9 protein-coding genes are annotated in these 12319 nt (G+C 40.7%); 1 reads left to right on the forward strand and 8 read right to left on the reverse strand.

Going from position 1 to position 12319, the window contains the following annotated elements; genetic code table 11:
• Positions 1–73: 73 nt before the first annotated feature.
• From AC5JL8_RS28830 to AC5JL8_RS28855, 6 genes are all read right to left on the reverse strand, one after another.
• Entirely contained in the window at positions 74–496 is a 423-nt protein-coding gene (locus AC5JL8_RS28830) for a response regulator (RefSeq protein ID WP_495883110.1), read from the reverse strand.
• A 116-nt stretch (positions 497–612) separates the two neighbouring features.
• Positions 613–1350, reverse strand: coding sequence for a Crp/Fnr family transcriptional regulator (locus AC5JL8_RS28835; protein WP_495883111.1), 738 nt, complete (start codon positions 1348–1350; stop codon positions 613–615).
• A 107-nt stretch (positions 1351–1457) separates the two neighbouring features.
• On the reverse strand, positions 1458–1778 hold the full coding sequence (locus AC5JL8_RS28840; RefSeq protein WP_495883112.1) for an antibiotic biosynthesis monooxygenase family protein: 321 nt from the start codon (positions 1776–1778) through the stop codon (positions 1458–1460).
• Between the two features lie 113 nt (positions 1779–1891).
• Complete coding sequence (locus AC5JL8_RS28845; protein ID WP_495883113.1) at positions 1892–2905, reverse strand: zinc-dependent alcohol dehydrogenase family protein; 1014 nt, start codon at positions 2903–2905, stop codon at positions 1892–1894.
• Between the two features lie 126 nt (positions 2906–3031).
• Positions 3032–5698 carry an MASE1 domain-containing protein gene (locus AC5JL8_RS28850; protein ID WP_495883114.1) on the reverse strand — a complete coding sequence of 889 codons (2667 nt, stop codon included), beginning with the start codon at positions 5696–5698 and terminating at the stop codon, positions 3032–3034.
• A gap of 903 nt (positions 5699–6601) precedes the next feature.
• On the reverse strand, positions 6602–7693 hold the full coding sequence (locus AC5JL8_RS28855; protein ID WP_495883115.1) for an ATP-binding protein: 1092 nt from the start codon (positions 7691–7693) through the stop codon (positions 6602–6604).
• A 180-nt stretch (positions 7694–7873) separates the two neighbouring features.
• Between AC5JL8_RS28855 and AC5JL8_RS28860 the strand changes: the two genes are divergently transcribed.
• Positions 7874–10621 carry a cation-translocating P-type ATPase gene (locus AC5JL8_RS28860; protein WP_495883116.1) on the forward strand — a complete coding sequence of 916 codons (2748 nt, stop codon included), beginning with the start codon at positions 7874–7876 and terminating at the stop codon, positions 10619–10621.
• Between the two features lie 90 nt (positions 10622–10711).
• Here the strand turns inward: AC5JL8_RS28860 and AC5JL8_RS28865 are convergent, their stop codons facing one another.
• Together AC5JL8_RS28865 and AC5JL8_RS28870 are read right to left on the reverse strand one after the other, a co-directional pair.
• On the reverse strand, positions 10712–11533 hold the full coding sequence (locus AC5JL8_RS28865; protein ID WP_495883117.1) for a GUN4 domain-containing protein: 822 nt from the start codon (positions 11531–11533) through the stop codon (positions 10712–10714).
• A complete protein-coding gene (locus AC5JL8_RS28870; protein ID WP_495883118.1) occupies positions 11517–12239 on the reverse strand; it encodes a hypothetical protein in 723 nt (240 codons plus the stop codon). Before AC5JL8_RS28870 ends, AC5JL8_RS28865 begins: the two co-directional genes overlap by 17 nt.
• Positions 12240–12319 lie beyond the last annotated feature (80 nt).

The raw sequence follows: 12319 nt of genomic DNA on the forward strand, positions 1-12319 counted from the left end.
CGTATTCATCCCGTTTCTACAGGCGTTGAACCCTCGTAAATTGGCAATGGTATTGATATTGGAGAAGCAATTTTCAAGCGTACTGCTGAAGTCCAGTTAAACTAGCAACTGCCCAAATCAACTCATCTAAGTCAATTGGCTTACATAAGTACTTCTGAAAACCAGCTATATAGGCATATATCTCATCTGCTTCTCTAATAAATGCCGTCAGTGCGATCGCTGGAGTTCTTTTACCTCGTGCTGAGTCAAGTTTTTTAACTTTCCGCATCAGTGAGTAACCATCTTCATCCGGTAAGCAAATGTCGCTGATCAGGACGTCTGGTTTAAAGGATGGCAATATTTCTAAAGCTTCGCTCACTGAGGTGGCTGTCATTACATCTGCCTCCTCCAATGTAAACAAAATACTAAGCAACTTTCTTGTATCTGGGTCGTCATCAACTATAAGCAACCGTAGTCCTTGTAAAGATAGGGGTTTGTTATCCATCATTTCGACCATAGTGAAGTTTTAATATCTGGAGTAGCAATTGTATGAATATGCACTCTCATATATAAGATTAAATGTACTCAAGCGATGAGGTCTGTCCGATTTCGCACATACAGACGTAAAAATTTTTAACCGCGATCGCGCTTAGGCTGATCGTCTAGTAACCGAGCAAATTCGGTTTTTATAACACTATAACACTCGCAGCAATTTGCTTCTAATGCTTCTCGATTTAAAATCTTAATGCGACCACGACTGTAACTAATTATTCCTGCTTGGCTGAACGTACCAGCAGCGACACTAACACCAGAACGGCGTACACCTAGCATCTGGGCAATAAATTCTTGAGTAAGTGCAAATTCGCTCGATTGCAAACGGTCGGAAACTTTCAGCAACCAACGAGCAAACCGCGCCTCCAAGTTATGGAGACGGTTGCAGGCAGACCCTTGTGCCATTTCGGCAATTAAAGCTTGTAAGTAGCGCAGCAACAGGCTTTGCAGTTTTCCACCCTTTTTGAACTCACTTATCAACACATCCACATCCATCCGCATACCATCACCTGGTACTTGCACAATTGCTGTTGTGGTTGTTGTATTGTCTCCCAAAATCGTTGTGATACCCGCCATACCTTCATTGCTCGCCAAAGCAAATTCAACTGACGAACCTTCTTGCATTGTTGCGATTAGCGAAATCACTGCTTTATGGGGAAAATAGACGTGTGTGATCGGTTCTGCTGGTGTATAAATAAGTTGCCCAGATAAGAGAGGAACAAACTTCAAGTGGGGAATAAGACGCTCATATTCATCTGTAGGTAAAGCAGCGAGTAGCTTATTTTCTGGCTGCTTCAGAGGATTATTATTTACTGACATCAGGAATCTCTTTAATATAATTACCGTTAGAAAAGCAAACTCAAGCCAGAAGGAGAAAAATCAGAAAATCGTCCTAATGTCAAAAATTTTTATTGAGGTTGGTCTGTTTAACTATTTATTTTTATGCTGGAAACTTCGATAGTATTAGCATTACTATATATATGAGGTTCGACGGAAACGATCGCATCAAAAAATTCCTGATTATGCAAATCTTTAAAGCCCTGAGTTTCTCTCATAGCAACAAGTTGTTCTACACTTTCCCAATTAGCGATCGCAGTAACTCTAGTGCCATCATCACTCTTGAGTAATTTAGCAGAAACGAATCCAGAGTGATACCTGGCAACCTCCACATAAACTTGCTGGATTTTTCGCAATGCATCTTCTTGCTTTTCGGGGAGGACTGTAAAAACATTGACAAAAGTAATCATAATTTTACTTTGATCTATAGCTAGTTAAAAATAGTTGTAGAGACGCAAAGTTTTGCATCTCTAGAAATTAATTGTAATGAGCTAAGAAGCTCCTTAGCTATCTTAGGGGGATTTCAGTCAATCTGAATTACAACTTTGCCAAAGTGACCCGCACTTTTGAGGTAACGGTAAGCTTCTGGCGCTTCGGTGAAGGGGAATATTTTATCAATAATAGGCTGTAATTGATACTGAGCGATCGCCTGATTCATTGCCTCAAACATTTTGCGACTGCCCACATAAATACCTTGAAATGTTAAGCTTTTAAACAGTATTGGCATGGGGTCAATTTGACTTCCCCTGCCTGACAGCACACCAATCAAGCTCACACGTCCCCCAATACGAACTGCTTGTAGTGATTGTGGGAGAGTACCTACACCGCCTACCTCTACCACATGATCCACACCTGTGCGATTAGTTAGTTCGTAGACTTTCTTTTCCCAATCTGGCGTTGTCTTGTAGTTGATTGTCTCATCTGCACCCAATTCTCTAGCTCGTGCTAACTTGTCATCATTGCTGGAAGTAAGTATGACTCTAGCACCGTGTAACTTGGCAAATTGCAGAGCGAAAATGGAAACGCCTCCTGTACCGAGTAATAATATAGTGTTACCTTCAATAAGATTGCCCTTGCTCACCAGAGCGTGCCAAGCTGTCACTGCTGCACAGGGTAAAGTTGCACCTTCAACATAGGATAGATGATCGGGTAATATCACTAATCCGTCTTGGTGTAATACAACATACTCAGCGAGCATCCCATCAATACCACCTCCTAAATCCGATTTCATTTTCTCTCTGGTTAAAGCGCCAGAAATCCAATCTTGGAAGAAAATACCAGCTACGCGATCGCCTACATTCACCCTTGTCACACCTTCGCCCACCGCCACCACCTCCCCCGCGCCATCAGACAGGGGAATTAGGGGATATTTCACTCCAGAACCGTAGGCTCCCTCAATAACAAGCAAGTCACGGTAATTGAGCGATGTTGCTTTGACTCTGATCAAAACTTGTCCCAAACCCAGTTTCGGTTCAGGGCGATTAACTAATTTCAGTCCATCAATCCCTGCATCGCTTTGAACTTCGTAAGCTTTCATAAAATTGCTTTAAGTTGAAAAGAACAAAATAAATCAAAATTTGGGCATTGGGGATTGGGGAAGTTTTTCTCCCCTGCTCCCTGCTCCCCTGCTTTATCCCACTCCCCAGTCCCTAATCCCCAGCCCCTAATCCCCAGTCCCTAATCCCCTTTTGTCAGCAAAGATTTGGGCGATCGCCTTTAATAATTCCTGTGATTCAATAGGTTTAGGTAAGTGCATCTGAAACCCGGCGGCGAGTGCTTGTTTCTGGTTAAATTCTCCTGCATAAGCAGTCAAGGCGATCGCGGGAATTTGTCCTCCTTGTTCTGGTGTCATAGCTCGAATTAAACGTATTAGCGTGTAGCCGTCTATTCCTGGCATACCAATATCACTCAACAGTAAATCTGGTGGGGATTTTGCTATTACTTCTAAGGCTTGGCCTGCTGATGCTACTGCAATCACTGATGCTCCAAACTGTTCGAGCATGATAGTAAGAAATTCACCTGTATCTGTATCATCATCTACAGCTAGAATCGACAGCCCTGCCAAACTCAAGGAATTATTCGGTGTCACGCTGTCTTTCTTGATTTGTGGCGGATCGCGCATTAGGGGTAACTTGACTGTGAATGTTGCTCCCATTCCTTCGCCTGGACTTTCTGCATGGACAGATCCACCATGCAATTCTGCAAGATGACGCACAATAGCTAGCCCTAATCCCAGCCCACCAAATTGTCGAGTGGTTTTACCATCAGCTTGGCGGAAATACTCAAATACATGGGGTAAAAATTCTGAGGAAATACCTTTACCAGTATCTTTAATTTGAATTAAAGCAAAGGTGTCTATTCGCTTTAGCTGTATTTCTATTTGTCCTCCTGAGGGAGTAAATTTAACTGCATTAGCTAATAGGTTCCAAACAATTTGCTGTAGGCGAGCTACATCGCCTGAAACCATTCCAATATTCTTCTCCAATAAGGATTTAATTTGAATATTTTTTGCTTGTACTGCTAAATGCACAGTCTCTAGTGCTGCTTCAATGGTGTTAACTAAATTGACAGGCTGGATGTTTAAAACCATTTTTCCTTGCTGAATGCGAGATACATCCAACAAATCGTCAATTAACTGAATTTGCAATTTAGCATTTCGCTCGATAGTTTCTAGTCCACGAATCAGCCTGTCTCCCTGAAATTTTTGGTTTTGCAATAAACTTGCCCAACCTAAAATGGGATTGAGCGGAGTACGCAATTCATGAGAGAGGACTGCTAGAAATTCATCTTTAAGTTGGTTTGCTGCTTCCGCTTCACTGCGTGCAGCCTGTTCTCGCGCTAGTATCTGTCCTCGCTCTGCTTCTGCCTGTTTGCGCTCAGTAATATTTCTAAAAAAGATACCAAGACCATCTTCAGCAGGGTAGGCGTGGACTTCAAACCACATATTATCAGGTTCGTATAATGTCTCAAAGTGGACAGATACTTCCTCATTTAATGCTCGCCGATATTCCCACTCAAACTGCGTGCCTTTGGTGGCTGGCCACTGCTCCCAATAATTTTTACCTAATAGCTCTTCTGGCTCTACTGCATTAATTATTGCTGCTTGTCGATTTACATATGTAATTTGCCAATCTCGATTAACAGCAATAAAGGCATCAGTCATACTTTCAAGAATATTACCAAGACGACGACGCAGGGCTTGCTCGCGTTTGAGAAATTCATCTTTGTCACGATTGGATTCTTCTAGACGAGCATTGGTTTCTAGGAGTGAATTATTAAGTTGAATGAGCTTTTCCGATAGTTCTGCACGGGCTTGATACTCCCCTAGTTTGACTCTTTCTACGGCTAATGCTACTTGAGTCTTTGCCCTTTCTGTAATTGCAGTTCCCACGAGCAAAGCAACAGCACACTGCACGAGTAGACTAAGTTTGTGAACATGCAACACTTCTGGTTGCACAGGAAAGTTGGGCAACAAAATAGCGTTAGGGTAGGCAACCAAGTAAGAGAACAGCGTTACTAATACGCAAAAGCTAGAGATGACCATCCCACTAGTCACACCAAAGCGAGTTGCTGCCCACAGCACTGGAATAAAGCCCAAAAATGAGAATTGTTGAAACTTAAAGCCTGTATGGTTAGTTTCCGAAACGGTGAGGATTGCTGTGGTTAAACAAAAGAATATGATCGCACTGAACTCAAAGAATAAACAACGGGAGAACTGAAAATTTACAGGTTTAGATAAAGAGTTTAATGCTTCTGAATGGCGTAACCAGCCCCAAGATTGCAGATATGGAGTTAGCACTAAAAGAAGTGTAGGGGTAATTGCCATCACTCCCATAGCATTGCCCAACCACCAGTGTGGAATATTTTCAGCCAAGCTAGAAGCTGACATTTTGCCTACCGCTACCCAAGATAAACTACCAACCACAGTTAAAGTAGCGCAAGCTGCTATAGGCACGCTTAAGATAAAAGTTGTAACATCTCTGAGAGTCTTCAATCTTAGCGAACCCTGCCAAAAACGACGATAGAGTAACCAAGCAATTAAAGGTTCTATACCATCGAGTAAACCCAGTAATTGCTCCCAATCGGTCAATCCCCAAAACGGTGACATCAAGAACGAGGCAATCTCTGTTAGAAAAATACCATAGAGGCCAAACCAGAATGTGAGAGCGATCGCAACTCCTGATGGCGGAAACCATAAAGAAATTCCAGGTTGAAATCGGTAGATGAGGGCTATTTTATGAGCCAAAATTAAGGCTATTAACCCTACTAACGAAACAACAAGCCATCGACGCATGGATGCAATGATATGAGGGTATGTCATGCGTTGCATAATTGCAAAGTGATTAAGTCTGGTAGAAAACTTTATTCTTTAAGTAATGCAGCCGCAACCTTACATGGATATTTTCAGCACCTCCTTTCTTGGAAAGATAAAGCATTGGATGATCGAAAGCTGGCAAAATAATATAATGTTTTTCACTAGAAATTTTTCTCTATACGAATTATGATGCAGTTTTTTAAATTTATCCGATTTTAATTAGTAATTATAATTCTGCTTAATTTCAAATGGCAGTAGTTATAAATTTTTAATCGTAATAACGAACGCCACTAAAAGTCAGTAGTTTTTAATTAAAGATGTTGAATAATCACTTGATATAATTTTTGTCCTTTACACGCTCCAGTTTAATTAAATAAAGAGGATGACAAAGATAGCAATTATTTTTATTGTTGACTTGCAAGGTAATTTTGTGATTTAAAACATTACACAAAGCGAAACTTTTCGCAACTTGATATTGATTTAACTATTGACTAATTTTTGAAAAAAACATTTATTTTTATTAACCATAACTAGGCATTCAACCCAGTTGCAATGTATTTATGATGTGGATTAATCACCATATTTCATTTTTTATACGAAAATGAATTAATTCTGGCATAGAAATATTTTAATGCTTTTACCTACAATCGTGGATATTCCTTATATAACAAAACCAGAAATTATCTTCGCACACTGATTGCAATGTATTACCTATTTGGCTATTTGTAAATCTACCTTCATCTGTTGCAATAATCTTTGACTGAATATATAGGACTCATATTTGATTTTTGAACAAAATTCAGTACACCTTTATTCCTTCTTCCCAGTCCCCAGTCCCCAATCCCCAGTCCCTTACCTCTACGAGTGATTCAGAAATCAAATCGGATTGCTATATAGATAAACGTCTTAATGTGCAGTTCAACTCAACCGCCGCCGCAACCATAAAGCCAGTAGGGGCAATGCCAAGCTATAACCCTGCTCTGCACCGTAAATTAAACCTTTGTGTTGTAACCCAGTCAAAGCACCTTGAAGGCTACCACCTCTAGAAAGCCCATGTTTTTGAATATATTCCTTACTTTGTGGCTTTACCGTAGGATCTAGGGCCAAACATTCCAAAATATGTACTTGATTTGCTGGCAGTAACATCAGTAAGGACTCAAAAGTGATGGATAAATCCTGAAGCAGCCCTGTAATTGCTTGCTCTACCTCTTGCTCGGTAATTAAACTATCGGGATGGCACAAGGTTTTGAGGCGGCGAATTAGTGTCATCGCATCGCCAATATGTCCTTGGACGGCATCTAAGAATAGTTGCAGTGCTAGGGAGCGGGAATCAAATTTTAATCCCTCTGTATGCAACATCTCCCTTGCCCACACTGCTAAAATCTCTTTAGCTAAGGGTGGTAACTGTACAGTTTCTAAAGGGTAGTTAGTCTCATCTTCATCTGCATGATTGTTTGTCTCAGCAATAGTTGCTATCAAGACATAACTGACGTGAGTTTGTGTCTTGATTTCTCGCCTGAATGTTGCTTCCCACAAACCATTGCGATCCCAAGAGCGAATGTGGGGGAAACTCTGCAAAATCAGCACTACTCGCTTATGTAAATCAACTGCCATCATTTGTGGCAACTCAAGCAATATTTCAAAAGCTTGCCATATTTGTTTTTGGTTAAGGGAACGTAGTAGTTTTAGTTTTCCACCGTTTTCTTCCATCAAGTAAATAAAAAACTCACTAGCAGTGTTAGCAACCCACTCTTGAATTTTTTCTGGTTGCCAATTTTGATTAACAGCCTCTGCTAGCAATTGTAAAAATCGCTCTCCCTCTGTGGCTCGGATGCAGTCGATTTCTAGCACGATCGCGCCTACTTCCTGCGCTGCGCCTTTTACTAGGGTACGCCGTCCACTACCAGGGACTCCAGTAATTAGCAAGTCACCATCCTGGGCCAGTAATTCCACAATGTACTGAAATTCTGCTGAACGCCCAATTAATTCCAAAGGAGTAGACAAATCCAAAATTTACCCGCCTTTTACCCATCCAAGCTGTAACGCCAAGCATACTAACTTCCATGATTACCGAGCAAGCATTGAAGCTAACTATGATCGTTATCAAATATAATTAGTGTCAAATAAAAATTGACACCAAAAAAGCGTGTTATACAAGAAATAACACTTTAAAAAAGGTAATAAATAGTTATGGCTCCAGCTGTATCTACCATCGCACCAGAAGATAAGCAGCTGACTGTTTGGCATGGCTTGAATATTTCGGATGCGATCGCCCGTTTGCAGAGTGATGCTGAGTATGGGTTGAGTAACGCTACAGCAAAACATTTGTTGACTCAATTGGGTGCAAACGAACTGACAGCCAAGAAAAGCAAACCTTGGTGGTGGAAATTTCTGCTGCAATTTAACCAACCGCTACTGATTATTTTGTTGTGTGCGGGTTTGGTGAAGGCAGTAACTGGTAGCTTTGTCAACGCTGGAGTGATTTGGGGTGTCACCACTACCAACGCCATCATTGGATTTATCCAAGAGTCAAAAGCCGAGAGTGCGATCGCAGCCCTAGCCAAAGCCATTACCACAGAAGCCACTGTCATCCGAAATGGTCAAAAAATACGCGTTCCTTCCCGTGAGTTAGTGCCTGGGGATATTGTATTGCTGACTTCCGGCGATAAAGTCCCAGCAGATTTACGGTTAATACAAGTACGAAATTTACAAATAGATGAATCAGCCTTAACTGGGGAATCGGTAGCGGTAGAAAAAAATACCGCAATTTTAAAGCCAGATACTGCCCTAGCAGAACGGAAAAACATGGCTTATGCAGGTGGCTTTGTTACCTTTGGGCAAGGAACTGGGATTGTAGTTGCTACAGGGAACGCCACGGAAACAGGGCGTATTTCCCAACTAATGGAGCAACACACTAATATTTCCACGCCTTTAACGCGAAAATTCGACAAATTCAGTCAGAGTTGGTTGTATATGGTACTAGGGTTAGCAACCCTCTGCTTTGTAGTTGGATTAAGCTTTCGCGGTTTTCAAGAAGCTTTAGAAGCGGCGGTGGCGTTAACAGTCAGCGCTATACCAGAAGGCTTGCCAGCAGTAGTTACAGTTACACTCGCCATTGGTGTTTCGCGCATGGCGCGGCGCAATGCGATTATCCGCAAATTGCCCGCCGTGGAAACCTTGGGTAGTGCAACTGTCATCTGTTCCGATAAAACCGGGACTTTAACAGAAAACCAAATGACAGTACAAGCAATCTATGCTGGAGGACATCAATATACTGTCACTGGTTTAGGTTATACACCGGATGGGGAAATATTGATAGATGACAGACCAGTTGACTTAAACAGCGACAAGGGTTTGCAAGAATGCTTAATTGCCGGATTATTGTGCAATGATTCCCACTTAGAACAGAAAAATAGGAAGTGGGTAGTGATGGGAGATCCTACCGAAGGAGCATTAATTGTAGCTGCTAACAAAGTTGGTTTTAGCCAGTCTACCTTAACTAAGCAAATGCCCAAGTTGGATGGGATACCCTTTGAATCAGACTTTCAATACATGGCGACTTTGCACGCCACACCCAAGGGTAAAACTATATATGTCAAGGGTTCAGTCGAGGCTATTCTCCAGCGATGCACCTTGATGTTGAATACTAATGGACAACCCCGCCCGCTCGATTGTGTAGAAACATTACGGCAAACTTCCATCGAGCGAGAAGTAAATATCATGGCACGGCAAGGCCTGCGGGTGTTAGCTTTAGCGAAAAAGCCCATCGGCGATGAGCAAAATACGGTAGATCATCCAGATATTGACAGTGGGTTAATCTTCTTAGGCTTACAGGGAATGATTGATCCGCCGCGTGAAAGTGCAATTAAAGCGGTGCAAGCCTGTCAATCAGCAGGAATTCAGGTGAAGATGATTACCGGAGATCATGCTATCACAGCCCAGGCGATCGCCCGCCGCATGGGAATCAACAAAAATGGTTCAGTTCTGGCTTTCACAGGTGCAGAACTCGCACAGATGGAACCAGCAGAACTCGCCCAAGTTGCCCAAGAAGGTGTAGTATTTGCCCGTGTCGCCCCAGAACAAAAGCTGCGTTTAGTCGAAGCGTTGCAATCAAAAGGCGAAGTCGTCGCCATGACAGGAGATGGTGTCAACGATGCACCCGCCTTAAAACAAGCAGATATTGGTATTGCGATGGGTGGTGCGGGTACAGAAGTTGCCAAAGAAGCCGCAGATATGTTGCTTACCGACGATAACTTTGCTTCCATTGAAGCGGCTGTAGAAGAAGGAAGGGCGGTTTATAAAAACCTCATCAAGGCGATTTGCTTTATTTTGCCTGTGAACGGTGGGGAATCAATGACGATTTTAATTAGTACATTATTAGCGAGAGACTTACCGATTTTATCCTTACAAGTTCTCTGGCTAAATATGCTCAATTCTATCACCATGACAGTGCCCTTAGCATTTGAACCAAAGGCGCAAAATGTCATGCAACAAGCACCGCGCCATCCCAACGAACCGCTATTATCGGGAAGTCGGTTAAAGCGAATCTTGGCAATTTCTTTATTTAATTGGATTGTAATCTTTGGAGTGTTTGAATATATCCGGCAAACAACAGGTGATTTAAATTTGGCGCGAACTATGGCGATTAACTCTTTAATCGCTGGACGGATATTTTACTTATTGAGCATTAGTCAATTAATCCCCAATTTGATTGCCAAAATGGATGGCACAATTCAAGATAATGTTGATATTCCTGCTATTGGCTTCGGGATTTTGGGAGCAATTATTTTGCAAATTATCTTCGCCCATGTACCGTTCATTAACTACGTATTTGAAACAGCGCCCTTGAGTTGGCAGCAGTGGTTATTCTGTCTTGGTGTAGGTTCACCGATGATTCTTTGGGCAGCGGTTGTGAATCGTTTTGATCCGCCTAATTAATAGTAGGGTGGGCAATGCCCACCTGATTTTTTATTTACTTTGGAACTGTTTAAAAAGTATTATTTAGTAAAACAAAATATTTTTATTAAATCAGCATCTTGGTAAAAAACGTTTTAGTCTGTGTGGAATTTCCCCAAGATTACGATAACCGAAACCTATTACCTTGATTGTATATGGAAGATGCCCTTCTGGAGCATCAAGGCTAAAAATCGCCTCTTCATATCTACGCCATTGACTGTTTACAAGCCAGCCAACGCGATCGCCAAAGCATTTATAATCTTCTCTAGAATCTTGCCATATTTGCTTTTGAACAGTAAAACCAAATTTGCCATCACTGTATTTCATCCAAAGGTTGTTAATAATTCGCAAGTCATGGCGTGGGAAACGTTTAATATCTCCATCGTCTAACCAGTTTTCTTCTTCTCTGTCAGATATTTTGACTATATAAATACAAGTTTCCTTATCTGCTTCCTGCCATTTATTTTCTGCTAACAAATCTCGCAATTTAGTGTAGTTTATACCTGAAGTTGGAGATACAAGAGTTAATTCGGCTTCTAGTTGAGATAATTGCGATCGCAAACTTGATATAGATTCTAAAATTGGCTTCTGGAAATCTTTTTCATCAGACTTTATCTTTTGGGAATTTTGTACTAATTGAGATAATTGCTCTTTAAGTTGTGCTAATTCTTCAATAATCTGCAAGTTTATAGGTGATTCAGTCATATGATTTTTAACATTTTCAATTTCAATCTGAGCATTATTAGCAACTTTTTTGGCTTCTATTGCTGTCATTTCAGCAGACAAAAGCTTTTCTTTAGTAAGTTGAAGCCCTGATTTTAATGAATGTATTTCTGTTTGAAAAGTCCTAATGCTTGATTCTAAAGTTTGTGTATTACTAGCTTTTATTGCCATTTAGTTGAAGTTGTCCATAAATATTTATTACTTCATCAATCGAAGTATTTTCATTCAACTTACTTAGTTCATAGCACTCGCTTAATTGATAAAGCTCAACGTCAGATAGCATAGCACCAGGCTTCAACCCTATCTTTAACCTCTGTTTACATTTATCAAAAGGGTTCGGTAAAGCATGAGCCAAATGCTTTTTCAATTCATTCCGAATTAATTCTAGCTTTTCATCAATATCTTCGTTGATTTTATCTACTATATAATTTATATCTTGAAACAAATTTTCTTCTAAAATATTAATTCCGTCAAAAATATTTTTAGTTAGATATTCAGTTTGACTCAATGCTCTCATTACCGCCAAAGAAATCTGATTAATTCTATTTTCTAAATAAACATCAACTTCACCAACAGTTTCTCTTACATCTCTAAGAGCCGATTCACGTATTTCATCAATTTCTTGAAAATTCTTCTTAAGTTTCTGATCAGCATTATTTAGCAAAGACTCAATATCAGCTTTAACCTGAGTTTTTAATTGCTCAGTTTGTTTTATCCGTTGTTCAGCTATATAGTCTAGCTTTTCAGCTAAGGGGTTAACTTTTTTATCAAACAAATCGTTTATTTCTTTACTGCTGGATTCCACAAAATCTCGTGAAACCTTTTTTGCTGAACGCTCTAATTTTTTAACAAAACCACTAAAAAGCCATCCCACCATTTTGCACGATTCCTTCAGTGCTTAATCAAGGGTCTACAGTCTCAAAAATAACACTAGTAAAAAAATGTGTCGAGCCATCA

The sequence above is a fragment of the Mojavia sp. genome (genome assembly GCF_059505145.1).